We start from the raw sequence: 24,698 nt of genomic DNA on the forward strand, positions 1-24,698 counted from the left end.
ACCAGTCGTCATGCGAGCAACCGGGCAAAGTTCCACCCATATCCGAATCACTGCACATCCCATTTGACAGCCTCACCGGGGGCGCGTGGGCGGGATTGAGTAAAAAGAGCATCGATACCGAACGGTCGGAACACGTACGAACCAAGGCGGACAGCCCCGATCACCGGCAAACGGGCCCGAACGTCCAGCGAGATCATGATCACGATTCCTTCCAGGCAGGCCCGAACGGAGGCGGACGAATACGAACAGATTCGCGCCACTCTCTACCCCGAACACGCAAATATGCCGAATATCAGAAAAGTTCGACAACTCTGGCTGCGCCAGTGCCACCCACCTCGGAGCCCACGACAGGTAGCGGGCGAGCTCGCCGCTGCTGGAGTTGCGGCGAATCAGCAGGTGCCGACAGCCATCGGCGCCGATCCCGCCCCAGGCCCGGTCGTAGTAGCGCGGCCCTTTCGCTCCGGCACACTGCCGATGCCGTACCAAGGCCGGCAGACGCTAGGCGACGGCCGATACGCAGCCGATGCGGCGGGACACGGCGAAGGCCTGGCCTCGAGAAGGGGGCGGGGCAGGGAAAACCCACCTGGCCAGTAGTCGCGATAGCCGCACGTGCAGGGACATCGGAGTCGCGGGCGCAGAGGATCATCCCAGTCGTCACACTGCCGCCAGGTGGAAGAATCGCACGCGGCGGGAAACGGCACGGGTGATGGGATGTCCGAACGTGGGAAGTGGCGGCCTGTCCTTGGAGGACTTGACCGGGTACTGGGAGTTGGAGGCCTACACGGAGGCCCGCGAGCTCTGCGCATCGGAGGGCGTGGACACCCGGCCGTACGTGCAGGGTTGGCTCGACGATCCGGCACTGCCCGAACCGGGGGGCTTTCTTCCGGTCAACGGCTTCGTCCTCCACATCGCCGCGGACGGCACGGCCACCGAGTATGCCGCCGGCCGGGTGCGGATGCCGTGGTGGGAAAGCGAGGTGGTGCTCGACAACCGCTGCGAGCCGTTCAACGGCGAGGTCGTCCGGGGGAAGGACGCGCTGTACTTCGTCCCCGACGAGGACGAGAACGGCGAGGTGGAGCCCAATGGGTACCACTACGGCAACGGCTCCGACTGTTTTGCCACGGCACGGTTGACCCTTGATGAGGCGGGGCGGCTGGTGCGCACCGTGTCGGTGGACTTCGAGATGGGATTCCTGCTGACCCGGCTCTGGTACCGGTACGCGCGGGTGGACGCGCCCACGCGGCCTCGGCCTCGGCGCATCGAGGACGCTCCCGCGCCGTCGTCGATCGACGAGGCCGTTGTGGTGCCGGTTCCCGCGAACATCGCATCCGCTCTGGCCGAGGCCTATCGCTCGACGCTCGCCGGCCATCGCATCGCCGGTGCGACTCACGACGACGACACCCATGTCACCGGCATTGTGGAATATGCCGATCTCACCCGAGGCGGAGGCCAGAATGGCATGCAGGTCACGATGAGGGGCATCCCCGCCCTCGGCCACCTGCGGCACACGGATCCGTTCGGGAAAACCGGAGAGGCGCTGGACGAGGCGCGCGACCTGCTGTGCGACCACGTCTTCGAGGCCCATGCGGACGCGAGCGCAGCGGACTGGTGGGGGACGCGGCGCGTCTCGGTGCTGACCTGCTACCGGGAGGATTCCGGGGTTTTCGAGGTACGGGCATTCGCCGGACCCGCCGCCTGGGGACTGAGGCGCGAGTTCGAGGCCCAGACGATGCTGCTCGCCCAGTTCGCCGCGACGGTGGCCGGAGAATAGCCGCCTACCGGGCCCCGCGGTGTTCCGGTCGTGTTCATCAGACGAGCGTTGGACGAACGCCCGGACGCCGGTCGCGCCCCCTTATGACATCCGCCCGGCAAAATGCGCGTGGAGGGTGTTGAAGAAGTGCTCCTCCGGGTCTCCGAACCAGGGATGGGCGCCGCTGCCGTCGGCGTAGGTGATGGTGGCGGCCTGCCAGGCGCCGCGGAGCACGGTCTCCCGGTGCAGGATCGAGATGAGCCCGGTGAAGTCGTCGGCGCACAGGAAGTGGTTTTCCTCGTCCCGCCCGAAATTGATGATCTGCCCGGACGTGCCCTTCGGGCCCGGGTCGAGGTCGAGCCCCACGTGGTCGAACCTGACCGGATCGCTCCACAGCGGAATCCAACCCGGCGAACTGTACAGCGGCTTGATGACGCCTTCGGCACCCGGGAACACCGACCCCTCGATGACGTCCCCGATCTCCTGCCAGAACCGCCATGTCTCCAGGATCAGATCGGTGGACAGGAACGTCAGGGTGGGCAGGCACGGGACCGCGGGCCCGGCTCGGTCGGCGACCATGGACTCGCGCTGCCCGTTGTGCATCCCGAGCACCGTCCGCACGTCCTCGGGAAGGCGCGCCCCGATCCCCGCCTCCAGCGCTTCGATGTCGGCATCGCTCGCCCCCGGCGCCAGGTTGGCATGCGCGTACGGGACGTTGACGCCCAGCCACTCGACGTACTCCGCGAACAGTTCACGAACGAGCATCCAGCTCCACCCATCGTCCGGGCCGCGACCACACCCGCGCACGCAGCCGGTCTTGATCACCAAAGCCTGAGAAAGTACTACACGCGGGTGACAAGAGCGGCGAGCGTGGCTGCGGCCAGGGAGTACTGGACGGGCGTCACCAGACGACGACGCCGCCCCCGAGGCTCTTGGCGCGGTGGGCGGCGTCGATGATGTTGCCGAGCCTGTGCGCGACGTAGTCGGCGGGCCGTCCCGTGGCGGCCGTGATGGCGGGGATGTTCTCGCGCACCATCTCGCATTCGGCGAGGAAACCGTCAACGTCCTCCGGCATGACGTAAAGGTCGGCACCGTCCAGGGTGGGCAGGAAACGCGCGCCCAGAGAGCGGACAGTCTCCGAACCCCACAGGTCGGTCCGGGTGCTCTCGAATCCGGCCAGACCGGAGCCGGGTTCCTCCCCGTCGAACAGCGTCATCTCGCCGTCGTCGTCCATCACGAACGCGTGCACGCTCAGGCTCATGCGAGGAAGCGAACCGCCCTGCCCCACGCGACGCAACCTCTTTAGGATCGACGTGTGAGGTTGGCGGTGGTGCATTCGGTGTCGGCCGAGATCGAGCCGACACCGTGCGAGACGACCACTCGACCGGCGCGGCCTCCGCTGCGGCCGTACGTCGTGGGCTACGCGAGCTTCAGTTCCGGTCCCGGACGACCGCCGCGGCGCCGGGTGCTGCCGCTGGGCCTGACCACGCTGATCATCGACTTCACCGGAACGGGACGGGTGGTCACCGGGCCGCGCGCCACCACAGTGATCTACGAAGAGGTGGGCTGGCGGCACGGCGTCTCGGTCGGGCTGACTCCCGCAGGCGTCCGGGCACTCCTGGGCATGCCGACGCGCGAACTGACCGGCGCCATCACCGACCTGGGCGACGTCCTCGGCCCTCGCGCCGGCCGCCTGGCCGAACGCCTGGCCGAGGCGCCGGACTGGCCCGCCAGGTTCGCCCTCCTGGACGAGACGTTCACCGCCTGGCTGAACCCCACCCCGCAGGGGCTGGTGCCGCGTGCCTGGTGGCGGCTCCAGGAATCGGCCGGGCGGCTCACGATCGGCGGCCTGGCGGACGAACTCGCGGTCAGCCGGCGCCACCTGGAGCTCGGGTTCCAGAAGGAGATCGGCCTGCCGCCCAAGACGATCGCCCGCATCGCCCGCTTCCAGGACGCCGTACGGGCGCTGTCATCACCCGCGGCCACGCTCGCGAGCGCCGTCGCGTGCGGCTACGCCGACCAGCCCCATCTCGGCCGTGAGATCCGCGCGATGACCGGGATGACGCCCGGCCAGCTGTTCGCATTCGTTCAAGACGGGATCCGGCACGCTGGCTAGCCTCCGGGATCATGACACTCACCGGGAAGACGGCGCTCGTGACCGGCGGTTCGCGCGGCATCGGCCGGGCCATCGTGCGGCGGCTCGCGCAGGACGGCGCCAAGGTCGTGTTCGGCTACCGCCAGGACAAGACGGCGGCCGACGCCCTCCTCGATGAACTCGACGACGCCGTCGCCGTCCGCGCCGACCTCGAAGACCCGGCCGGCATCGAGACCCTCTTCGAGCCCGTCGCCGACGGCCTGGACATCCTCGTCAACAACGCCGCGATCAACCCGCACGCCCCGATCACCGACATCACCTCCGAAGAGTTCGACCGGGTGATGACGATCAACGCCAAAGCTCCCCTGCTGGCGATGCGGAAGGCCGCCACGCTGCTGCGCGACAACGGCCGCGTCATCAACATCTCGACCCTCAACACCGTCGTGCCCGCACCCGGCCACGCCCTCTACTCGGCGAGCAAGGGCGCGCTGGAGCAGCTCACCGCCGTCGCGGCCCGCGAGTTCGGCGTACGCGGGATCACGGTGAACACCGTCTCACCGGGCGCGATCGACACCGATCTGCTCCGCGCCACCAACCCGCCCGAGGCGCTGGAGCAGAGCGTGGCCTTCACCGCCCTGCAGCGCCTCGGCCAGCCCACCGACATCGCCGCCGTCGTGTCCTTCCTGGCCGGCCCCGACTCACAGTGGATCACCGGCCAGAACCTCCGCGCCACCGGCGGCCTCCTCGTCTGACCGACGACGCGGGCGCCGCCCGTTGCGGACCTGGCGCCGCAAGGCGATCCGGATGAACCGGGACGGTTAGAGTCTGCGGTCATGACGGACCTCGAAAGGCTGCTGGCGCTCGTACCACCGCCCGCGGCCCCGGTGGATCCCCATGCCGACTGGACGCGGGTGGAGGATGCGCTCGGGCTGGTCCTTCCCCGCGAGTTCACCGAGATCGCCCGGCGGTACGGGCGCGGCACGTTCTGCGACGAGTTCTCCTGCTGCGCCCCAGAGGAGATGATCGAGGAGAACCCCGGTCGGCTGGAGGACCTGCGGCTGATCCTCGGGGACGCGGGCGAGGACTGCCCGCATCCCGTTCACCCTGAGCCCGGGGGGCTGGTGCTGTGGGGATCGGACTCGATCGGCGGGACGCTCGCCTGGCTCACCGAGCCCGCCGAATCCCCCGAACACTGGCAGACCGTCTACTGGACGCGCGACGACGAGTTCGAGTACCCCGAAGGCGGCGTGGCCGCCGTACTCATGGGGCTCATCGAGAATCGGAGGGAGAACGGCGCGGACGTCGGCGCCCCCTGGTTCACCCCCTACCGCAAGGACGTCCACGTATATCTGCAGCTGACGGAGGCGGAAGGCGCGCCCCCGTATGAGGAGCGACTCCGCATCCTGCGCCGAAGCCTGGCACCGACCAGTGACCGCGGCGGCTTCGCAGGCGCAGGCGGCGCCCGGCAGGACCACTTCGCCGCGGCCGACGACCAGTGGACGTTGACCTACGAGACGGCCTACGGGCACCAGATCCGGGTCGCCTACCCACCCGGCGCGGACACGCGAGTACGCGACGCGCTGCTCGCCGCGATCGACGCCATGGGCTGCCGCGTCAAGGGCGTCCTGCCGGTGCACGGCACCGCGCACTGGCCCGAACTGGAGTGAACGGCTCCGACAAGGTCATTCACCCTCAGGCGGCTTGAGCGATCCACATCTCCCCCTGGTGTCGCACGTGCGTGGGATCATGCGGCTTTCCGGATCACAGGGGGGCCGGGAGCATGGCGGAGACACGGTATTTCGATAAGAACGACAATGACGTCGTCCGACACTGGCAGATCACCCTGGACGGGATCCGCTGCCGCATGGGCTGGGGCGTGGCCGGCGGCGTCATGCGCGGGTCGAGCATGACGCTCGACGACGAAGCGCACGCGCTCCGCCACTTCATCAGAAAGATCAGCGAGAAGAAGCGGGCCGGGTACGTCGAGGTCGCGCCAGAGGCACCGCAGGCGAAGGCGGACGAGGCGGACGTCCAACTGCTCGACGTGGTCGCGCACGGCGACAAGTACGAGCCGGTCGCCGGGCACGCCGGCGTGTTCGTGATCTTCCACGACTTCAAGGCCGGGCCCGGGCCGTTCTACGACTACTGCATCCTCGGCGAGACCGCGGGCCGGGGCCTGTCCCTGGTGGTGAAGAAGCCCGGCCACGACGATGCGATGGTGTCGGCCTTCCTGGACTTCGTCCGGCCGCGCGTCGGGCTGGCCTTCGACGGCCGCTCTCATCACAAGGTGCCGCTGCCCGCGCCGATCGGCCCGTTCGACCACGTGCTGTTCTGTGCGCCCTCGCTGACGGCCGCGAACCATGGGGGCAGGCTCGGCAGGGTCTTCCCGATCCGCGACTGCGAGATCGGCGACGAGGACACCGAGACGTTCGTCGAGGCACGGATCCAGGGGCGGAACTCGATGCCCTCCACCACCTGGGACCGCGAGCCGTTCCCCGTCATCGACCTGAAGTTCGACCTGCGGCGGGCGCACGGCTTCGAGGAAATGGGCGGCCGCACCTCGGTGCGGGAGAAGACGTTCAAGGTCTACCCGCGGGCAATGGTGGAACGGGGGCTGCGGCTCATGCCGGAGGCGGACCCCGGCAGCGTGCTGGAGATCCGCAACTACCGGCGCGACGTCCTGAAGGTGACACCCGAGCAACCGCGAACACTCGACGAGGCCGACCGCTTCCTCTCCGGACCGGCCACGACGGCATCGTGACACCGGTCGCGTTCGCACTGACTGTTCGAGCCCATGAAGAGACCTCAATGGGCCGACAATGTGTTCGAGTGGTGGAGCCGAATGGGCCCGTCCTTCCCCCGCGATAGGGTGCGGTGGGTTCCGAGGGGCCGGAGGAGGGGACGATGCGGTTTCTGCGCCGATGCGCGGGCACGGCCTCTTATCTGGTCTTCCTGCTGGGGACGCACGTCATCGTCTTCCGCGTCCTTTCCGCGGACGATCGGCGGCGCGTCCTGGAGGCCATCAGCACGAACCTGGCCGACATGACCAACTGGACGGCGCCGTTCCGGCTCGTGGCCAGCGCCCTCGTCGTCGACACCTCGGGCGTCGTGCTGGACCAGATCCTCATCATCGGCCTGGGAATCGCGGTCTGCCTGTCCTGGCTCGAATATCGTCTGGGCACGCTTCGTGCTTTCGGGATTTTCGCGACGGCCCATGTCCTGGCCACTCTTCTCGTCTTGGGGGTCGTCGCGTACGCCGTCCACGCGGGCCACTACCCGGACGAGGTGCGGCACGACCCGGATTACGGCGTCAGCTTCGGCTCGATCGGCGCCATCGGCGCGGTGACCTGGCTGCTTCACAAGTGGCTGCGCATCCCGTGGGCCGCGGTCGCGGTCCTCTATCCGCTGACCGCCGCCACCTGGTACGGGCGGCTTCCCGACTATTCGTCGGTCGGGCACGTCCTGTCGGGTGCCATCGGCGTCGCGCTGTCAGTCCTGGTCGTGCGAAAAGCACGCGCGGACCGTGCGGCCCCGGACGTCACCCGTCCATGACCACTGCGTGACCAGCGCGTCCACGGTCAGCAGGCCACGTCCGCACTCCGGCAGCTCGTCGATCGCCTCCGGATCGGCCGGCTGCCGCACGCCCGGCTTGCCGGGGCCGCCCTCGTCCGAGACCCAGGCCGTCACCCCGTCCTCCTCCCAGCGCAGCCCGACGGTGAAGCAACCGCCGTCCCGGCCTGACCGCGTGTGGCGCAGGGCGTTCACGACCAGTTCGTCCAGGACGAGCAGGACGTCGTCCAGGGCGGGGAAGCCGTCCAGCAGATGCGCGGCGAAGGCGCGGACGACGCGGACCTGATCGGGCCGCCCACGGAACTCGCGCCGCCAGTAGAGCGGCGCCTCGGAATCGGCGGAAACGGGCACAGTGAGCAGCATTGATCACCTCACGGGCTGAAGCGGGGACGATCCGCCTTCATCGTCACCAGAACCACTGAGGCCGTCCCGTGAGACCGCCGCTTTCCTCGCCCAGACCACGAAGTGGCACGCACACGATCTGAACGTTCACCAGGCGATCGTTCCTCGTCGCCGCACCCTTTCGAACACACGAGCAATCGCCAACACGTTCGGTTCGAGAGTGGTAACAAAGAGTAGGCAGACCATCCTCCACCCCCAGGGAGGCCCTGATGAGCAGCCCCTTCGTTCGCCGCCGCCGTCTCGCCGCCGAACTCCGGGCGCTCCGCGAGGAGCACGGCCTCACCGCCGAGCAACTGTCCCAACGGCTCTACCGCTCGCGCATGAAGATCTCCAGGCTGGAGAACGCGCGCGGCCGTCCCGATATCGCCGCCGTCATCAAGATCCTCGACGCTCTCGACGTGACCGGCGACAGACGCGAAAAGATCATCACCATCGCCGTCGAGGCCGCCGAGCGGGGCTGGTGGGACTCCTTCGGCAACTCCATGGGCCGCCGCCAGCGCCTCTACGCTGACGTGGAATCCGGCGCCGCCACCATCCGCGGCTACAACCAGATGTCAATCTCCGGCCTGCTCCAGGCTGCCGAGTTTCACCAGGCACTCATCGATCTGGACGCGGCCGAGGCTCCTGAACTCGACTACGTACCCGCCCGCATTATCGAGGCCCGCCGGATGCGCCAGGAGACCGTCTTCCGCCCCGACGGTCCTACCTGTGAGATCATCCTCGACGAATACGTCCTCAAGCGTCTCCCCGTCCCACCCGCGGTCATGGCGGCTCAGCTCCGCCACATGGTGGACGTGCTTTCCCACCAGCCGCGATTCACCCTCCGCCTTCTCCCGCTGGACGTCCGCATCATCACGGGAAGCCTTCAAGCTTCCTCGTTCATGCTCTACACGTTTCCGGATCTCGCCGATCCACCAATGGTCGTCTCCGAGATGTTCACCACTGACCTCGTCCTCACAAAGCCGGAGGAGGTGGCAAGCTATGAACGTCATTATGATCGCCTCAGCCAGGCGGCTCTGCCCGCGTTGGAGAGCCTTTCCCACTTCGCGGACACGGCCGATCGGCTGAACGAGCAGATTGGGTCCGGCACGTGAAGCAGCACTACAACGGTTGGCGCAAGTCGAGTCACAGCTCCGCCGCCGCCGAATGCGTCGAGGTTGCCCGCTCGCCGCAGGGCGCCATCGGCGTACGCGACACCAAACAGGGCGACGCCAGCCCTATCCTCGAACTCACCCCTCGCGAGTGGGCCAGCCTCCTCCACTCCGTCCGCTCAGGACAGCTCGGATGACCACCCGATTCGAGCACTGGCGCAAGCCGAGCCGCAGCACCCCCGACACGAACTGTGTTGAAGTCGGCCGCTCACCCAACGGCACGATCGGTGTCCGCGACACCAAGGAGCGCGATAGCGGACCCATCCTGGAATTCGCTCCCCAGGAGTGGCGGCGTTTCTCCAGGCCGTTCGCATGGGTGGGCTGGAGTTCATCCGGCCAGGAAGCCCGTCAACACTGGGTTGAGGTCGGTGGGGATGGAGTGGTGGGAGGCGCCGCGCAGGGTGGTGATGTCGGCATTGGGGAGGAGGCGGCGATGGCAACGCGTTGCGCGTTGTGAGCCTTGCGTCGGACGGTGGTGGTGCTGTCCAGGAACGCCTCTGCCAGGGCGATCCAGGCCCTGTAGGAGTGGCCGCACAGGTGGGCGCCGTCAAGGCTGAGCTCGTCGAAGAGCACGTCCAGCCATGCCAACAGGTCGACGGCGTAGAGCCTGTGGTCGCGGGCCAGGTTTCTGACGTTGGCGAACCATGACACCGAGGTCGTCCCGCCGCAGGGCAGGAGCACGAGGGGGACGCCGTCCTCCGGACCGCAGATGTGGACCCGGGTGGTGCCGTAGCGGGACGTCAGGTCAACGCCGCGCACCGGTTCGGGCCATCGCCGCAGGGCGGCGTCGTGGGCCGCGGAGAAGAGCCCCTCGTCCACCGCATCCATCCTTTCGATCAACGATCTCCAACCGGTTCAGCTGCTGCGGGCCGTCACCATGGGCTCGACCTGTTCGCCGCCGAGTTCGCCGGGCGCAACGGGCTTCATGTTGACTTCACCGGGCTGTGCGAACTCGCCCTGCGAGTCGCCCATGCGTAATGTGTGCGTGTTGGTCGATACCGGTTGCCCAAGTGCCCTCGGAGGCTGCGCGTGTCCGACTCTCCTGTCGCCCTGATCACCGGAGGCGGAAGTGGTATCGGGGCGGCCACCGCTCGGCGGTTGCTGGCGGAGGGGTACCGAGTCACCGTCACCGGGCGTGGCGCGGATCGTCTGCGCCGCTTCGCCGAGGAATTGGGCCGGCCAGCAGGCCTGCGCACGGTCATCGGCGATGCGAGCGACTATCAAGACGTCCAGACGGCCGTCGAATCCACGGTCCGGGAGTTCGGGCAGTTGAACGCTGTCGTGGCCAACGCCGGCTTTGCCTCCTTCGATGATGTCACCGAAGGGGATCCCGATGTATGGCGAGACATGGTGCTGACCAACGTGCTCGGCCCCGCCCTGTTGATCAGGGCCGCCCTGCCCGCTCTGAAGCAGACTCGCGGGCGGATCGTCCTCATTGGAAGCGTCGCGGGCGTGGTCTACAGCCCTGGCAACATCTACGGAGCGACCAAATGGGCGGTGACCGGGCTCGCCGAGAACACCAGGCGCATGGTGACCAACGACGGCGTAGGCGTGACACTGGTCAATCCGGGAGCCACGGAGACCAATTTCTTCGACGCCGACGGCGGGCCGCCGGACCGTGCCATGATCACCGCCGACCAACTCGCCGACGCCATCGTGTGGGCGATCAATCAGCCGACGGGTGTGGACGTCAACACCCTCACGATCCGCCCCGTCCCTTCACCGCTGTGAGGCCGACCGGCCCATCACGGATGCTCAGGACGGTTCACTGGCATGACCCCACGCGGGCACCCGTGGCACTGAGGAAAGTATCTGCTTGATCCGCACCGACCTCTCCAAAACGTCGGGCTCCAACCGATAGCGGCGACTAGCCGATCGGGCGGGCGCGACCGCCACCCCCGGATGGCTGCGTTCGCAGTTGGGCGTGAACGCCTCGACCACGGCCCTGGTCGATCGGCTGACGCGGCGCGGGCTCGTCCGCCGTGAACCGGACACCCGCGACCGGCGGCGGGTGCTGCTGACCGTGCAGGACGAGGCCATCGCCCTGGGCTGGTCGTTCTTCGGGCCGATGATCGGCGAGATGGTCACCGCGACGCGCGCCTTCGACGAGGCGGAGCTGGCCACCGCGCGGCGCTGCTGGCCATGCGCGACATCGCCGCAGGACGGCGGACCGCGAGCTCCTGCTAGCCCGGGGACGGCACGTCGGGGCACTGGTTCTCAACCCATGGGCGCCAGGCGCCCTGATCCTCCCGGCCGCTCAGACGATCCACCTCAATGGCGGCCTGAATCAGTTGCTCGGTCGTGAGGGGAATGGCGGCCACGTACACCCTGCCGACATGACGGCAGAGCACGGAGCAGGGCTTGAAGGGGCCCAGCGGTTCGCCTGCCACGGGCGCCAGGTCCTCGAGTTCCCATCCCAGTGGCCCCGCCATCGCATGGAGTTGCCGCAGGTTGTGCCACCGGCCGCTCAGCATGCCGTTGATCGTGCTGCGGGCCAGCCCGGTGAACGGCAACTCCCCGGCTCCGAAGCCGCGGTTGCGCAGGAGCCCGTCGAGTATGCGCGGCAAACCGTCCATGTCGGAGGCGGCTTCCATCTCGTCCGGCGTCTCGGCGGCCGACGCCAGGCCCGTCACGAAGTCTTCGAGGGAAGCCAGCCGGGCGTGGTCGCAGTAGGTCACCCGGTAGGCGAACTCGCGCATGACCTCGCGATCGCGGTCCGGTGGCAGCAGGTGCGCGGGGACGGGACGTCCCGCGATCACGAACAGGTCGGAGACGGGCAGGTCCAGTTCGGCCGCCAGTTCATGCAGCCGCGCAGGTTCGTAGCGTCGGCCCGTGGCCACAAGGGCTCGCAGCAGTTCGGCCCGCGTCATGCCCTGACATTACGCGGACATTCGGACGTGGACGGATGGCGCGGCCAAACCGACGGGGTTTCGCGGCCGTCTCAGTTCCGAGTCGCCCCAGGGAGAGGGAGTGGGACATCGGGGCTGGGGAACACAGCCTTTTCCGCTCCGATGGTGCGCCCTGGGACCGGCCGCGCACTGGTCGTCAGCTCTGTCCGGCCGGCGGCCCGTGGATGATGCGGTGGATGGTGGAGCGGCCGACGCTGTACTCGGTGGCCAGGTCGGCCAGCGACACCTCGCCTTCGGCGTAGCGGCGGCGGATGGAACGCCGCGCGGGCTCGGGCAGTTTGGGCTGCTTGCCTTTGAGCTTGCCGTTCTTCTTGGCCAGCGCCATGCCTCGCGGGTGCGCAGGTGGCCTAGGTTCGCCTCGAACTCGGCGACCATCGCCAGGGTCTGCAGGAAAGCCGGCCGAACGGGTCGTTCCAGTCGTGGACCGACCCGCCCAGGCCGAACAGCACCTCCCGGTCGGACAGGTCGGTGAGGATCTGGTTGGCCTCGGCCATGTTGCGGGCGAACCGGTCGAACTTGGTCACGGTGAACACGCTGTCGGGCCACACCGCGGCCAGGGCCTGGTCCAAGCCGCCGCGGTTGCGGCGGGTGGTCCCGGAGAAGCCCCGGTCGATGTAGATCCGATCGACCGGGTCGCCGAGCGCGAGAAGCTGCTCGGTCTGGACGACGACGTCCTGCTCGTCGGTGGAGCAGCGGGCGTACCCGAACCGGGCGGTGCCGGGAGGGAACCCCAGGGCTTGGAGCTGCCGCGGCGTGGCGCGGTGGACGAAGTCGACCCATGCTTCTTCGAATGCCTGCGCAGCCCACCCGGTCCGCTGTCCCCACCGAAGGCTGGATGGCCGAAATCCCAGGTGCATGCTGTAACGAACACCGCGCGGCGCGGTCAGTCGGGTGCCTCGGTGGAAGGTCCCCGTCTCGAAGGCGATGACCGTTCCGGCTGGTCCGGCGCCGGATACCTCGGCTACCACCACGTCACCACCACCCGCGTCGACGCCGACGCAGGCGGAAGATGGAACCGCTACGCCCCCAACGACCCACTCCAAGTGACCACCGCGGAGACCGTCGCTTCGAACACAGATCACCTGATCAACGACTCCTGCCAGAAGAAGAACGATGAGCCGTAGCAGTGTTCAGCGTGCCGCGGTGGTCACCCGCTCGCGCAGCGCGGCAAGCTTCTCGGCGGCACCGGTGTCCGGGGCGGCCCAGTTGAGCACGATGTGGAGGTCGGCACGTTCGATGGTCATGATGTCGCAGTCCAGGACGATCTCACCGAGCTCGGCGTGGACGACTGTCTTGTGCGAGCGACCGATCGGCAGGGTCTCGTAGCGGGTCCACAGGTCGGCGAAGCGCGGGTTGGCCTCGCGGAGTCCGTCGATCAGTTCGGTGACGGCGCGGTCGTCCGGGTATCGGTCAGCGGCCCGTCGAAGGTCGGACACCATCATGCGTTCGAATGCGTCGGCGTGTGCGGCGTCGCGCTCGATCCGGGATGCGCCGGCTGCATGCGGAGCGGCGAAATGCCCCCAGATCAGGTTGCCCGACCGGGCATCGGCCGCGGCCGGATCGCCGAACAGCTCGCCCCAGAGCGGGTTGCTCTGCACGGCATCCCAGGCAGCGGTGAAGACGGCCAGCGGAGTGTCGCTCATCCGGTCGATCATCCGCTGCACACCGGGCGGCACCTCGCGCGGCACCGAACCGGACGGGGGGACCACCGAACCGGCCAGCCGGTAGAGGAGCTCGCGATCCACGGCGTTCAGGCGCAGTGTCTGCGCGAAGGCGGCAAGGACCTGGGGCGACGGATTTTTCGCGCGGCCCTGTTCGAGCTGTACGAGGTAGTCGACGGAGATGCCGGCCAGCACGGCCAGTTCCTCACGTCGCAGACCCGGAACTCGCCGGTTGCCCGCGGTCGGCAGACCAACGTCGGCCGGGCGGATGCGCTCCCTCCATGCGCGCAGGGCTGGACCGAGTTCGGTATGGGTGCTCATGGGATCAGTATGCGTCCGCGCGTCAAGAGCTGGGTGGTACCGGGAATACCAGGGACGACAACGCCTGGTGCACCCCTGTGGACAGGCCGAATATCGACTCGTAAGCCAAGCGCGTCAGACGCAGAGCCCTCTGCGGCGCGCTGACGCCCCCTTTGAAGAAAGAGATATCGGTGATGACACGCACCATCGGAATCGTCGGCTCCGGCCTGGTCGGCGGCTCCGTCGCTCGTCTGGCCGTCGACGCGGGCCACAGGGTCGTGCTCAGCAACTCGCGAGGTCCGGAGTCCCTTGCGGAACTCGTTCAGGAGCTCGGTCCGCTCGCGCGCGCCGGAACCGTCGATGAGGCGATCGCGGCCGGGGACATCATCGCCCTTCCTGTCCCGCTCGCGAGTTTCGAAGCGCTGCCGGCCGACAAGCTTGCCGGGAAGATCGTCATCGACCAGACGAACTACTACCCCGAGTTCTGGCGCAACGCCGAGCTCGACAACGGGGCACTCACCTCGAGTGAGCTCGTACAGCGGCACCTCAAGGACTCCCTGGTCGTCAAGGGGCTGCACAACCTGGACTGGAACCACATGTACTCCAACGCCCGCCCCGAGGGTGACCCGGAACGGACGACCATGCCGATCGCCGGGAACGATGCCGCTGCCAAGAAGACCGTGACGCAGTTCCTGGAAGCGGTCGGCTACGACGTGGTCGACGCCGGCCCGCTCGCAGAGAGCTGGCGCATCGAGCCCAACACCCCGATCTACTTCTGGCCGTACGCCCCCACCATCCCGGACGGACTCACCGCGGACGAGGAGAAGAGCTTCTACCTCGAACACCCGGTCCCGCCCGTCTCACCGGAGGCCGCCCGAAAGATGATCGACAGCGCGGAGCGCCCCTCGCCCATCGGGGGCACGCTGGCAGCCATGCCTCCGGCCCACGTCGCCATCTTCATGGACCTGGCGAGCGCAAATACCGTGCAGAAGTAGCACCCTTGCGCACCGGGTGCCGCCACACGCCCCTGAGACCGACCCATGGGCTGGATCCCAGGTCGTCACTGTCGCCGTGTCGCCCGCTCCAGTCCAAGACTGGGCAGACTGGCGGCGCACAGGCCAGAAGGGCCTGTGCGCCGCCATTTCGCGGACGTCCGGGCTGCTGCTCGAACTGCGCCGCCGGGCGGGTTCCGAGACGGTGCGCAACCCCCTGTCCGCTGGGGTCTCCGCCTTCGGCACGCATCTGATCAGCGGACGCCCTCACGCGGCCATCCTTTCTGACGTTTTGGACCTGCAGTACTCAGGTGAGAGACGCGATGGCCTGTAATCGGGATCGCAGCCGTCCAGGGGCTCGCTGTTCGCTCCCCGGACGGCTGCGGATCGCTGGACTGGCGTCAGTTGCTTCGGCGCTCGTTCTCGCGGTCGCCGAGCCACTTGATGACTTCGCGGTTGAACACTGCGGGGGCGTTGCGGGCGATGAAGTGGCCGGCTCCGCCGATCCGCTTGAGAGTGAAGGGGCCCTTGATGAACTCGCGGCCGGTGATCAGCTGCTCCGGGCCGATGTAGGGGTCGTTCATGGTGTAGAGCTGCAGGACCGGAGCGGTCACGTCAGGCAGGGGCTCTGCCTTGGGGGCCGTGTCGGGGTTGACGGTCGAGCGGTACCAGTTGAGCCAGCTTGCCTTGAGGCCGTTGGGGCGCTCCCAGTCGGCAAGGATGTGCTCCATGTCGGGATGCCAGTCGAAGAACTCCCGGGCAAGGGCCCAGTCGTCGGCTCGCAGGACCTCTTCGGCGGCCTCGAACTGGAAGTAGGACATGTACCACGACCGTTTGCGCTGATCGAGTGCGGGATCGATGAAGAAGCCGTTGAGGTGGCTGACGTTCTCCGAGATGAGGCCGAGGACCCGCTCGGGATTCAGAGCCGCGATCATCCACGCTGGGAGGCTTCCGCGGTCGCCACCCTCGACATAGAACTTGTCCAGGCCCAGGGCGTCCACGACGGCCACGGCACGCTCATAGTCGTGGTAGCCCGAGTAGAGTTCCACCTCCTCGGGGCGGTCGGACCCGCCGGCGCCCAGGTGCTCCGGGACGACCACGCGGTATCCGGCCTCGACGATCGCCGGGACGTTGAACCGGAACTCAAGCGAGTTGTGCGGGGCGCCGTGGAACATGACCAGGGTCGGCGCATCGGCCGGTCCCTCGTCGTACACCCGCAGCTGGTGGCCGAGGGCATCGATCATCTTGTAGTTCTTGCTGGGCAGCCCGTCTGTGGTGCTGGTGCCCGTTGCGGGCACCGTGTGTGCGTTGCTCATGGGCCTAACCGTAGGAGCACGGGCGCGTATGATGAATAACGTGAAGTCCAAGAAAGATTACGCATCGTCCAGGCGGGATAGGGCTGTCGGATCGGGTGACCCGATCGTCGACGTTCTGCGACTACTGCGCACGAAGGCGGTTGTCCCAGCACGCGTGCACGCCGCCTCGCCGTGGGCCGTGCGCTTCGATCCCTACTCGCACGTGAAGCTGGGCGTCGTCCTTGAGGGTGAATGCTGGATGGCCCTCGACGGGTGCGAGCCGGTACTTCTGCACAAGGGCGACTTCTTCCTGCTGAACGACCCACCGTCCTACACGCTGACCAGCACACTCGACGTGGGACCGGGCCAGGCCACTGCTTTCTGGGAGAGCGAGAACGACGGCGAGGTGCGCATCGGAGCCGAGTCCGACGAGGACACCTACGTGTGCTGCATCGACTTCGTGTTCGAGGAAGCCAACGCCTCGGTGCTGTTCGACGTGCTTCCGCCCATCGTCCTCGTCCGGGTCGGCGACCCGCGTGGAGCACTCCTGGCGAACCTTTCCGCTCTCACGGTCGCGGAGATGGAGTCCGCCGGTGTCGGACGATCCCTCGTGCTGGAGCACCTCGCGCAGCTCATCCTCGTCCACATGCTGCGAGTCCATGCCGATGAGACCGAGCGGCCCGTCGGCTGGCTCGGCGCACTGGTCGAGGACGGCATCGGGGCGGCACTGCGCGCGATGCACGCTGACGTGAGCCGGCGCTGGACGCTCGACGAGCTCGCCGCGATCAGCCACATGTCACGCTCCGCGTTCGCCGCCGCGTTCAAAGCCAAGGTCGGCACGGCCCCCCTGACCTACCTGATCGAATGGCGAATGAGCCTGGCCCGCGACGCCCTGCGCAATGACACCCGCTCTATCTCCGAGCTCGCAGCGGCTACGGGCTACGAGTCCGAGAGCGCCTTCAGCACGGCATTCCGGCGCGTAGTCGGGGCTTCGCCCCGATACTTCCGCGACGAGGCACGCCACCAGGTAGGGGCGGGATAGCCAGTGTGCCGACCCCCGACGCCGGCTCCACAGACCCGCCCCCGTACGCCAACAGTCGACACAGACCCGGAATCTGCCTGCACCACCGGTTGACGGGTAGCCGTCGACGCGGGCGGAACCTGGAACCGCCACGCCCCAACGACCACTCCAAATGACCACCTCTGGAGACCGTCGCTTCGAATACAGATCACTTGATCACTCCACCTCGGCCCCGGTCGGCGTGAACGCCTCCGCCAACTCCTGCGCCGCCAACACCCGCGCAAACCGTGGATACACGGTCCGATCGATCGAGGTCACCCGCAACCCCCAGGACCGCCGCCAACCCGACGCCGATCACCCTGACGATCAACCGTCAGGCCGTGATCCCTTTCTGGCGTATTCCGGCCGCCCTCCCGGTGAACCCGCACCCGGGGATGACTCCGCCGCCGACGACGCGTGCCGTGGTCGCTGCTGCTCGATGTCCTGGGCCGGAGAGCGGAAGGACCCGCCGGGGGCGGGTCCTTGGGAGGGGCGGGGTTCGGGTCAGGGGCGGGTGTCGCGGAAGCGGCCGAGGATTTCGGTGGCGCTGATGGCGAGGACTACCAGGATGGTGCCGGTGTAGAAGGCTTCGGGGACCGTCCAGCCCTTGCCGTCGTTGACGGTGGCGAGGAAGTCGGGGTTGAAGAGCGCCTGCCGGTGCAGGACCCAGATGAGGGAGAAGGCGAAGAGGGCTTCGGCGGCGGCGTAGGCGGCGGCGAGGGGAACGGTCCAGCGGTGTGCGGCGACCCGGACCAGTTCGAAGAGGACGGTGCCGGCGAGGCCGACGAGGATCGGCCAGATCCAGCCCGACCACAGGGCCGGGTCGAGGATCGGCATGCGGTCGCCGCCGGTGCGGTAGGGCTCGGCGACGTGCTGCCAGACGATCAGGGCGAGCAGCAGCGTGCTCACCGCGGCGGAGGCCAGAACGCCGCGGCCCGCGGCCTTCTCCGTCTGTGGGGCGTCGGGCAGGTCGTCGGGCGTCCAGCCCTCGGTGCCGCGGAAGAGGCGGCCGAGGGAGCGCGAGCGCTCCACCACGGCGAAGACCGCGGTGAGCCAGGCGATCATCTGGGCGCCGACGGCGAGCAGCGCGCCGACGCCGCCGCCGATCGCCGAGGCGACGCCGCCGCCGTCGAAGACCTCGACCGCCATGGACACCGCGACGACCACCGGCAGCACGCCGGCCAGCAGGACCTTCAGCGTCCGGGCGTACGCCGGGTAGAGGCCGGGGCCGATCAGCCCGAGCGGCCGGTCCGCGTAACGGGCGGCGAGGTGGATCGGGTCGCCCATCTCGGTGAGCACCTCCCGCGCGGTCGCGCCGCGCGCCTCGACGGTGTCGGCGATGACGGCGCGCAGTTCCTCGGCGATGTCGTCGCGCTGGTCGGAGGGGATCCGGCGGACGACCTCGTGGACGTACCGCTCGGTCAGGGTGTTCGCGTTCATGGCTTCTCTTCCGTCAGTCGTGAGATCGAGGCGACGAGGTCGCGCCATTCGCCGACCAGGCCCGCCCGCACCCGGGAGCCCTCGGCGCTGACCCGGTAGAACTTCCGCGGCCGGGACTCGTCGGTGTTCCACTCGCTGGCGAGCAGCCCCTGCTTCTCCAGCCTGCGCAGCAGCGGATACAGGGTGTTCCCGTCGACGGAGACACCCGCGTCGTTGAGCGTCTCCAGCAGCGCGTAGCCGTACTGCGGCTCCTCGAGCAGCGCCAGGCAGGCCAGCACGACGGTGCCGCGGCGCAATTCCTGGGCTTGCGCCCGGATCAGTTCCTCGGGGGACATGTCCGGCACGATACTGTGCGACACACACTAATGTCCAACACCCAACGACTCGGGTCCTCCACCATGCGCACAGTGAGTTCCCGGCGAGCGCCACCGACTCGGCCGTCCAGGCCGCACCGTAGGGATCAGCCAGAACCAGGGGACGGAACCGGGCATTTCCCTCGCGCTCACATCAGATGCGAATGGTTCGCGGGCGACGCCGGGATGGGGCAGCCCGTCGCGTTTCGACGACTGGACGTGGTTCGGCGGGCGCGGGCGGGACGGCAAGCATGAGAGGCCGGCGCCTTTAGTCTCCTTGAACATACCGATCAACTGGACAAGGAACCGGAGGCGCCGGCGTCCCGTCCGAATCGGCATGGAGAAGAGAGCCGAGAGTGCTGGAAAGAGCTTCGAGGAAGCTCGCCGGCGAAAGTCGGAGACGTCAAGGGCCCAATACCTCGGCTTGCTGGCCTTCACGTATTGCCTGGTCATCGCCGCCGGATGGTGGACGGCTTGGAACGTCGTCACCGCGTACGAGAACCTGACGTTCTCCCAGGGCAAGTACGGCACGCGTGGCACTGTCACCACGCACTACTATGCAGGAGCAGGTAGAAGCAGTCCCGCATATTGCGCGGGAACCTTTCGTTCGATGGACGGCACCGTTCAACGTGAAGTCCATGTGGATTTCGACGCGCCATGTCCCCCAGGAGGTCAACAGCCGGCGTATCTGCGCGCCCGGCGAGGGTATGTGATTCCCATTCCCTGGTCCGTGCGGCAGGAGGATCATGCCGTGGTCCCGGGGACCTATAAGGCGACCGGTTTCGTCGGCTGCGCGTTTCCACTCGCGGTGACGGTCGGCTGCGGAGCCTTGGTCTGGGGGCTCAGGCGTGAGTACAAGCGCAACCTGCCGTCGCCGCGCGAGCGGAAAGGGACGGCAGGTCGGCGCGGGCGCTCGGGAGCGGGTCCGACCGGCACCGGCTCAGCCTGATCGTCCCGGTGTAGACCTCGGGCGGTCATCACCCAGGTGACGGTGTTCTGTCTGGATCGTCGGCAGGATCGGGAATGTCCTCGTCGATCCCCCTCTGGTCGTCGGACGGCGCCCGCCGTCTCAGGTGGGCTTGGTGCCGCTGCCCTCGTAGGAGCCGAGGTCGTCGACCAGGTCCTGCAGTTCGGGGTGGTCCTTGAACCGGTCGCCGTGCACTTGGGCGATCTTGTCGCCGATCCCGGGGTCCTCGTCGTCGGTGAGGTCCATGGAGATCATGTTGGCGACCAGCGGCAGGCCGATCGCGTCGATCTCGCGGTGCAGCGGGTCGTACATGTAGGTGCGGTAGGCGTCGACGTCCTTGAGCGCGTACATGGCGCCGTACTGGAACTCGCCGCCGAAGTCGCGGCCGACCATGAAGAACTCGACGGCGTCGAGCTCGTCGCCCAGCCTGCGCATCAGGTCGAGCGCGTGCCGGACCTTGTCCTCGGGGGCGTCGGGCTTCATGGCGATCCGGACCTGGTGGTAGATCACGTCGGTTCTCCTGACCTTGTTGCACCGGGTTGTCGTGTTAGCGACGGTAACCACCCCTGAGGCTTAACGCAACACATTGGCGCTTTAAGAGCCCGCTTAACGCGTCGGTGAGTTGCGTCTAGGGCGGCCGGCTTCTAGCCTTGCCCCGATGCCCGAGGACCCGCTCGACCATCTGGACACCGCGACGGCTCGGCCGGGCGGCCGGACCGCGCGCGTGCGCCAGGCGGTCTTCGACGCCACCGTCGCCGAGCTCAGCGAGGTCGGCTACGCGGCGCTGCGGGTGGAGGCGGTGGCCGAGCGTGCGGGCGTCAACAAGTCGACCGTCTACCGGCGCTGGCGGAACAAGGCGACCCTGGTGTCGGCCGCCATCGTCGAGCGCCGCGGTGAGCTGGTGCCGCCGCCCGACACCGGCACCCTGCGCGGCGACCTGATCGCGCTGCTCCAGGAGATCCGGCTCGGCCTCAAGGCCCCGTGGGTCACCGCGCTGCTGCGCGAGGCCGCGCCCCGCAGCGCCAAGAGCGCCGAGCTTTACGAGTTGCTCGACAGGTTCTGGCCGGAGCGTTTCCAGGTCGCGGGCGCGATCTTCGAGCGGGCCGTCGAACGGGGCGAGCTGCCCGCCGGCACCGACCCCGACTTCCTTCTGCAGATGATCTCCGGTCCGCTCTACTTCCGGCTGCTCATGCTCGGCCGTCCCCTCGACGACGCCTTCCTGGAAAGGACGGCCGACCTCGTCCTCGACGGCGCGCGCGGCGGCGACGGAGGAGGAGGAGCGGGCGCCTGAAACGCCCGAATCGAAGGAGGAGCGTGGAGTCGTTGGAACCCGGCGATCCGCGTCGGGTGGGCGGCCACCGCCTGCTCGGCCGGTTGGGGGCCGGCGGGATGGGACGGGTCTACCTGGGCCGTTCGCGTGGCGGGCGGCTGGTGGCCGTCAAGCTCGTGCACGCCGAGCTGGTCCTGGATCCGATGTTCCGGCGGCGGTTCCGGCGCGAGGTGGAAGCGGCGCGCCGGGTCGGCGGGGAGTGGACGGCGCCCGTCCTGGACGCCGACACCGAATCGGACACGCCCTGGGTCGCCACCGGCTACGTGCCCGGGCCCACGCTCGATCAGACCGTCGAACGCCATGGCCCGCTGCCCACCGCGTCCGTCCTGGCCCTGGCGTCCGGTCTCGCCCATGCGCTCCGGGCCGTGCACGCCTGCGGACTGGTCCACCGCGACCTCAAGCCGTCCAACGTGCTGGTGACGGTCGACGGACCGCGCGTGATCGACTTCGGGATCGCGCGTTCGGTGGACGCCAGCGTGGTCACTCGCACCGGTGCCCTGGTCGGCACGCCCGCCTTCATGTCGCCCGAGCAGGTGCGCGGCGAGGAGCCCGGCCCCGCCGGCGACGTCTTCAGCCTCGGCTCGGTACTGGCCTACGCCGCGACCGGGCGGCGGCCGTTCGGCGAGGGACTGAGCGGCCTGCCCGCCCTGCTCCTCCAGGTCGCGCAGGGACGACCGCAGCTGGGCGGCCTGTCCGGGCCGGTCCGCGAGCTCGTGGAAGCCTGCCTGGCCAAGGAGCCGGGCGAGCGCCCCACGCTCGCCGCGATCCTGGACTCGCTGCCGCCGGTGCCGGCGTCCTGGCTGCCCGCCGAGATCGTCACGGAGCTGGGCCGCCATGCGGCCGGCCTGCTCGCACTTGAGGACGTCGAAACCGCCGCCAAGCGGCCGACCAGGCTGTACCTGGCGGCCGGGGCCACCGCCGCCGCGGTCACGGTCGCCGCGGCCGCCATGGGCGTCGCCCTCACGGGGGACGGCACCGGTGCCGAGGGGGACGTGCCGCCGGCCATGCTCGGAACCTGGGAGGGATGGGTCAGCAAGGCCGGCACTCAGACCTGGTGGCTCCGCCGCGTCACCCTTTCCCAGGGCAGGCTCGGCGCGGACGTCGCCCGGATCCGCGTGGTCGACGACACGGGGTTCTGCGAGTACACCGCCGCGCTGTCGTCCAGCGCCCCATCGGTCAAGCTCCGCGCCCGCGTCACGCGTGGCGTCCCGCCGGGCCGGTGCGGGAACGAGTCCCAGCAGACGATGACCATGAACGGCGACAAGGTCCACTGGGCCGCGCACGACGTGTCGGGCACCCTCACCCGCGCCCGCAACGACGCGGTACCGGCCGTTGTGCGCGGGCGCTGGACCGGAACGTCCGAAGGGCTGACCGCCGTCGCCTCCGCAGGAGTACGCAGGCGCTTCGACATCGGCGACGGCGCCGTGGGCACGGAGACCGTCCGGATCAGCGTGGCCAACGGCAGCGGCCTCATCTGCGATTCCATGGCCACGCTCGTCTCCGCCGAACGCGACATCCTCGTCTTCCCCAGCCGCATGCTGACCCAGAAGGCCGGCTGCGTGCTCGGCGGGTTGCAGAAGTTCACCCCGCAGGGCGCGTCGGGACTCCGGTGGGAATACACCGAGACCGGCGAGGCCGCCGCCCTCCAACGCTCCTGATCGGCTGCGTTTTCGGTGAACGAAGTGCCCGGGGCGCGGAGTACTCACTAGTGAGCGATGCGCGTGAGGAGCCCGATGAGTTATCCGCCGCCCGTCCCCAGAGACACCGTCCGGTACGACCTCCGTGACGACTCCCGGTACGGCCTGGGCCGCAACGAGCCTCCGGCCATGATGTGGCCGCCGGACGATCCGTTCAGCCGGTCCGCGCCGTGGTTCGACGAACCACGGCGCAGCGGCCGCGGCCGGGCGGTCGCCGCCGCGGTCGTCGCGGCGTTCCTGGTCGGGGGCCTCGCGGGGGGCGTGGCCGGGGCGGCCGCCGGGCGGGTGAGCGCGGGCGGCCCGGCGGCCACGGCGGTGCCTGCGGCCGGGCCGACGAGCCCCGCGGGTGATCTGAGCGGCGTGGCCGCGCGGGTGCAGGCGAGCGTGACGTCGATCGAGGTGCGGTCCGGGAACGCGCGCGGCACCGGGTCCGGGTTCGTGATCGACCGGCAAGGACGCGTGCTGACCAACGCGCACGTCGTCGGGGACGCGGGCCGGGTCACCGTCGTGCTGGCCGACCAGCGTCGGCTGGCGGCGCGCGTGGTGGGCTTCGACCGCGCCAACGACCTGGCGGTGCTGGCGATCCCCGCCGCGCAGAGCCCGGCCCCGCTGCGGTTCGGACGGTCCGCGCGGGTGCGTGTCGGCGAGCCGGTGCTCGCGCTCGGCTCGCCGCTGGGCCTGCAGGGGACGATCACCAGCGGCATCGTCAGCGCGCTGAACCGCGAGGTGCGCCTGGGCGAGGGCGGGATCGGGGGCACCGCCCTGCAGACCGACGCGTCGATCAATCCGGGGAACTCCGGCGGCCCGCTGGTCAACGCGCGCGGCGAGGTGATCGGGGTGAACACGGCGATCGCGACGCTGATGCGGGGCGGGGGCGGCTCGATCGGCATCGGGTTCGCCATCCCGGCGGACCGGGCGAGGGCGGGCGCCCAGCGGCTGGCCGGCTGACCGGTCAGCGCAGGACGGTGCCGCCGTCGACGTTGACGACCTGGCCGTTGATCCAGGAGCCCTCGTCCGACAGCAGGAACGCGACCAGGCTCGCGACGTCGCCGGCCTCGCCGTGGCGGGGGCTGCGGGTGCGGGCGAGCATCGACTTCAGCATCTCCGGCGGGGCGCCCTCGCGGATCTCGGGGGTGAGGATCAGGCCGGGGGTGATGGCGTTGGCGCGGATGCCGTCCCGGCCCCAGCGGGAGGCGACGTGGCGGGCGAGGGCGTTGATGCCCGCCTTGGTCGCGGCGTAGGCGGGACGCTTGGGCTCCCCGGCGAAGGACGCGATGGACGAGGTGTAGACGATCGCGCCGCCGCCCGCGTCCAGCAGGCGCGGTACGGCGTGGCGGGTGACGAGCATGTGGCCGCGCAGGTTGACGGCGACGGTGCGGTCCCAGATCTCCAGGTCGATGTCGACGACGTCGGTGTCCTTGGAGACGGCGTCCATGGCCCCGGCGTTGATGTGGACGGCGTCCAGGCGCCCGTGGGTGTCCACGGCGAAGGCGATGAGGTCCTGGACGGAGGCGTCGTCGGAGATGTCGAAGCGCGCCGCGGCCGCCCGGCCGCCTTCCTCGGTGATGGCTCCGGCGGTCTGCTCGGCGCCCGCGAGGTTCACGTCCCCCACCACGACCTGGGCGCCTTCCTCGGCCAGCCGCCGGGCCGATGCCGCGCCGAGCCCGGTGGCCGCACCGGCGACCACCACGACCTTGTCCTGCAGACGCCGTGCCATCTCCGCCTC

The 24,698-nt window shown here is 69.1% G+C and carries 31 protein-coding genes and 1 pseudogene; 18 read left to right on the forward strand and 14 right to left on the reverse strand.

The annotated features are described in order from the left end of the window. Positions 1-47: 47 nt before the first annotated feature. Positions 48-197: a hypothetical protein gene (locus ACZ466_RS12525; RefSeq protein ID WP_378289785.1), complete on the reverse strand. Its 150-nt coding sequence runs from the start codon at positions 195-197 to the stop codon at positions 48-50. A gap of 554 nt (positions 198-751) precedes the next feature. On the opposite strand from ACZ466_RS12525, the gene ACZ466_RS12530 reads away from it, so the two are divergent. Continuing rightward, positions 752-1,771, forward strand: a complete 1,020-nt coding sequence (locus ACZ466_RS12530) for a hypothetical protein (protein ID WP_378289787.1) — start codon at positions 752-754, stop codon at positions 1,769-1,771. Positions 1,772-1,852: 81 nt separating this feature from the next. On the opposite strand, the gene ACZ466_RS12535 is transcribed toward ACZ466_RS12530, so the two are convergent. Further along, positions 1,853-2,515: an SMI1/KNR4 family protein gene (locus tag ACZ466_RS12535; RefSeq protein WP_378289789.1), complete on the reverse strand. Its 663-nt coding sequence runs from the start codon at positions 2,513-2,515 to the stop codon at positions 1,853-1,855. Positions 2,516-2,651: 136 nt separating this feature from the next. Then, on the reverse strand, positions 2,652-3,011 hold the full coding sequence (locus ACZ466_RS12540; protein ID WP_378289791.1) for a hypothetical protein: 360 nt from the start codon (positions 3,009-3,011) through the stop codon (positions 2,652-2,654). 54 nt (positions 3,012-3,065) lie between these two features. Here ACZ466_RS12540 and ACZ466_RS12545 point away from each other — a divergent pair, with 54 nt between their 5' ends. From ACZ466_RS12545 to ACZ466_RS12565, 5 genes are all read left to right on the forward strand, one after another. Beyond that, complete coding sequence (locus tag ACZ466_RS12545) at positions 3,066-3,866, forward strand: helix-turn-helix domain-containing protein (protein ID WP_378289793.1); 801 nt, start codon at positions 3,066-3,068, stop codon at positions 3,864-3,866. Positions 3,867-3,877: 11 nt separating this feature from the next. After that, on the forward strand, positions 3,878-4,597 hold the full coding sequence (locus tag ACZ466_RS12550) for an SDR family oxidoreductase (protein WP_378289795.1): 720 nt from the start codon (positions 3,878-3,880) through the stop codon (positions 4,595-4,597). A gap of 81 nt (positions 4,598-4,678) precedes the next feature. Further along, the gene (locus tag ACZ466_RS12555; protein ID WP_378289797.1) at positions 4,679-5,512 is read left to right on the forward strand and encodes an SMI1/KNR4 family protein; all 834 of its coding nucleotides are present in this window, start codon (positions 4,679-4,681) and stop codon (positions 5,510-5,512) included. Positions 5,513-5,625: 113 nt separating this feature from the next. Continuing rightward, positions 5,626-6,606, forward strand: coding sequence for a hypothetical protein (locus tag ACZ466_RS12560; RefSeq protein WP_464043502.1), 981 nt, complete (start codon positions 5,626-5,628; stop codon positions 6,604-6,606). A gap of 143 nt (positions 6,607-6,749) precedes the next feature. Further along, complete coding sequence (locus ACZ466_RS12565) at positions 6,750-7,397, forward strand: rhomboid-like protein (RefSeq protein ID WP_378290863.1); 648 nt, start codon at positions 6,750-6,752, stop codon at positions 7,395-7,397. On the opposite strand, the gene ACZ466_RS12570 is transcribed toward ACZ466_RS12565, so the two are convergent. Beyond that, positions 7,335-7,778, reverse strand: a complete 444-nt coding sequence (locus tag ACZ466_RS12570; protein ID WP_378290865.1) for an ATP-binding protein — start codon at positions 7,776-7,778, stop codon at positions 7,335-7,337. The two genes, ACZ466_RS12565 and ACZ466_RS12570, sit on opposite strands and share 63 nt — an antisense overlap. Before the next feature lie 248 nt (positions 7,779-8,026). Here ACZ466_RS12570 and ACZ466_RS12575 point away from each other — a divergent pair, with 248 nt between their 5' ends. Genes ACZ466_RS12575 through ACZ466_RS12585 form a run of 3 tightly spaced genes read left to right on the forward strand, consistent with a single transcriptional unit; the run spans position 8,027 to position 9,425 of the window. Further along, entirely contained in the window at positions 8,027-8,911 is an 885-nt protein-coding gene (locus ACZ466_RS12575; protein WP_378290867.1) for a helix-turn-helix domain-containing protein, read from the forward strand. Continuing rightward, positions 8,908-9,105 (forward strand): DUF397 domain-containing protein, encoded by a 198-nt coding sequence (locus ACZ466_RS12580; protein WP_378290869.1) that lies wholly within the window; start codon positions 8,908-8,910, stop codon positions 9,103-9,105. The genes ACZ466_RS12575 and ACZ466_RS12580 overlap by 4 nt, the downstream gene beginning before the upstream one ends. Further along, a complete protein-coding gene (locus tag ACZ466_RS12585; protein WP_378290871.1) occupies positions 9,102-9,425 on the forward strand; it encodes a DUF397 domain-containing protein in 324 nt (107 codons plus the stop codon). Before ACZ466_RS12580 ends, ACZ466_RS12585 begins: the two co-directional genes overlap by 4 nt. Here the strand turns inward: ACZ466_RS12585 and ACZ466_RS12590 are convergent. Next, positions 9,317-9,787, reverse strand: coding sequence for an alpha/beta fold hydrolase (locus ACZ466_RS12590; protein WP_378290942.1), 471 nt, complete (start codon positions 9,785-9,787; stop codon positions 9,317-9,319). The two genes, ACZ466_RS12585 and ACZ466_RS12590, sit on opposite strands and share 109 nt — an antisense overlap. Positions 9,788-9,997: 210 nt before the next feature. Here ACZ466_RS12590 and ACZ466_RS12595 point away from each other — a divergent pair, with 210 nt between their 5' ends. Both ACZ466_RS12595 and ACZ466_RS12600 read left to right on the forward strand, forming a co-directional pair. Further along, the gene (locus ACZ466_RS12595) at positions 9,998-10,699 is read left to right on the forward strand and encodes an SDR family oxidoreductase (protein ID WP_378290873.1); all 702 of its coding nucleotides are present in this window, start codon (positions 9,998-10,000) and stop codon (positions 10,697-10,699) included. Between the two features lie 157 nt (positions 10,700-10,856). Beyond that, positions 10,857-10,970: pseudogene (locus ACZ466_RS12600) on the forward strand (hypothetical protein); the annotation flags it as partial. Positions 10,971-11,151: 181 nt separating this feature from the next. Here the strand turns inward: ACZ466_RS12600 and ACZ466_RS12605 are convergent. From ACZ466_RS12605 to ACZ466_RS12615, 3 genes are all read right to left on the reverse strand, one after another. Beyond that, positions 11,152-11,838, reverse strand: a complete 687-nt coding sequence (locus ACZ466_RS12605; RefSeq protein ID WP_378290875.1) for a hypothetical protein — start codon at positions 11,836-11,838, stop codon at positions 11,152-11,154. A 175-nt stretch (positions 11,839-12,013) separates the two neighbouring features. Continuing rightward, positions 12,014-12,202 carry a hypothetical protein gene (locus tag ACZ466_RS12610; protein ID WP_378290877.1) on the reverse strand — a complete coding sequence of 63 codons (189 nt, stop codon included), beginning with the start codon at positions 12,200-12,202 and terminating at the stop codon, positions 12,014-12,016. Between the two features lie 22 nt (positions 12,203-12,224). Beyond that, positions 12,225-12,734 (reverse strand): recombinase family protein, encoded by a 510-nt coding sequence (locus ACZ466_RS12615; protein WP_378290879.1) that lies wholly within the window; start codon positions 12,732-12,734, stop codon positions 12,225-12,227. A 42-nt stretch (positions 12,735-12,776) separates the two neighbouring features. Here ACZ466_RS12615 and ACZ466_RS12620 point away from each other — a divergent pair, with 42 nt between their 5' ends. Continuing rightward, a complete protein-coding gene (locus ACZ466_RS12620) occupies positions 12,777-13,001 on the forward strand; it encodes a hypothetical protein (RefSeq protein WP_378290881.1) in 225 nt (74 codons plus the stop codon). A 6-nt stretch (positions 13,002-13,007) separates the two neighbouring features. Here ACZ466_RS12620 and ACZ466_RS12625 read toward each other — a convergent pair whose 3' ends face one another. Beyond that, a complete protein-coding gene (locus tag ACZ466_RS12625) occupies positions 13,008-13,859 on the reverse strand; it encodes a helix-turn-helix transcriptional regulator (protein WP_378290883.1) in 852 nt (283 codons plus the stop codon). A 173-nt stretch (positions 13,860-14,032) separates the two neighbouring features. On the opposite strand from ACZ466_RS12625, the gene ACZ466_RS12630 reads away from it, so the two are divergent. Further along, positions 14,033-14,833: an NADPH-dependent F420 reductase gene (locus ACZ466_RS12630; protein WP_378290885.1), complete on the forward strand. Its 801-nt coding sequence runs from the start codon at positions 14,033-14,035 to the stop codon at positions 14,831-14,833. A 398-nt stretch (positions 14,834-15,231) separates the two neighbouring features. Here ACZ466_RS12630 and ACZ466_RS12635 read toward each other — a convergent pair whose 3' ends face one another. Continuing rightward, positions 15,232-16,146 (reverse strand): alpha/beta fold hydrolase, encoded by a 915-nt coding sequence (locus tag ACZ466_RS12635; RefSeq protein WP_378290887.1) that lies wholly within the window; start codon positions 16,144-16,146, stop codon positions 15,232-15,234. A 40-nt stretch (positions 16,147-16,186) separates the two neighbouring features. On the opposite strand from ACZ466_RS12635, the gene ACZ466_RS12640 reads away from it, so the two are divergent. Next, positions 16,187-17,167, forward strand: a complete 981-nt coding sequence (locus ACZ466_RS12640; protein ID WP_378290889.1) for an AraC family transcriptional regulator — start codon at positions 16,187-16,189, stop codon at positions 17,165-17,167. A 522-nt stretch (positions 17,168-17,689) separates the two neighbouring features. On the opposite strand, the gene ACZ466_RS12645 is transcribed toward ACZ466_RS12640, so the two are convergent. Continuing rightward, positions 17,690-18,625, reverse strand: coding sequence for an HAAS signaling domain-containing protein (locus ACZ466_RS12645; protein WP_378290891.1), 936 nt, complete (start codon positions 18,623-18,625; stop codon positions 17,690-17,692). Further along, a complete protein-coding gene (locus ACZ466_RS12650; RefSeq protein WP_378290893.1) occupies positions 18,622-18,960 on the reverse strand; it encodes a PadR family transcriptional regulator in 339 nt (112 codons plus the stop codon). The genes ACZ466_RS12645 and ACZ466_RS12650 overlap by 4 nt, the downstream gene beginning before the upstream one ends. 442 nt (positions 18,961-19,402) lie before the next feature. Between ACZ466_RS12650 and ACZ466_RS12655 the strand changes: the two genes are divergently transcribed. Then, a complete protein-coding gene (locus tag ACZ466_RS12655; RefSeq protein ID WP_464043511.1) occupies positions 19,403-19,927 on the forward strand; it encodes a hypothetical protein in 525 nt (174 codons plus the stop codon). 120 nt (positions 19,928-20,047) lie between these two features. Here the strand turns inward: ACZ466_RS12655 and ACZ466_RS12660 are convergent, their stop codons facing one another. Next, positions 20,048-20,455 carry a Dabb family protein gene (locus tag ACZ466_RS12660; RefSeq protein ID WP_378290897.1) on the reverse strand — a complete coding sequence of 136 codons (408 nt, stop codon included), beginning with the start codon at positions 20,453-20,455 and terminating at the stop codon, positions 20,048-20,050. Between the two features lie 148 nt (positions 20,456-20,603). Between ACZ466_RS12660 and ACZ466_RS12665 the strand changes: the two genes are divergently transcribed. The 3 genes from ACZ466_RS12665 (at position 20,604) to ACZ466_RS12675 (ending at position 23,920) form a co-directional block, all read left to right on the forward strand. Continuing rightward, positions 20,604-21,236 (forward strand): TetR/AcrR family transcriptional regulator, encoded by a 633-nt coding sequence (locus ACZ466_RS12665; protein ID WP_378290899.1) that lies wholly within the window; start codon positions 20,604-20,606, stop codon positions 21,234-21,236. 23 nt (positions 21,237-21,259) lie between these two features. Beyond that, a complete protein-coding gene (locus tag ACZ466_RS12670) occupies positions 21,260-22,933 on the forward strand; it encodes a serine/threonine-protein kinase (RefSeq protein ID WP_378290901.1) in 1,674 nt (557 codons plus the stop codon). 75 nt (positions 22,934-23,008) lie between these two features. After that, positions 23,009-23,920, forward strand: coding sequence for a S1C family serine protease (locus ACZ466_RS12675; RefSeq protein ID WP_378290904.1), 912 nt, complete (start codon positions 23,009-23,011; stop codon positions 23,918-23,920). A 4-nt stretch (positions 23,921-23,924) separates the two neighbouring features. Here ACZ466_RS12675 and ACZ466_RS12680 read toward each other — a convergent pair whose 3' ends face one another. Then, entirely contained in the window at positions 23,925-24,689 is a 765-nt protein-coding gene (locus ACZ466_RS12680; protein WP_378290906.1) for an SDR family NAD(P)-dependent oxidoreductase, read from the reverse strand. Positions 24,690-24,698: the final 9 nt, after the last annotated feature.

The organism is Actinomadura rugatobispora (genome assembly GCF_055379765.1).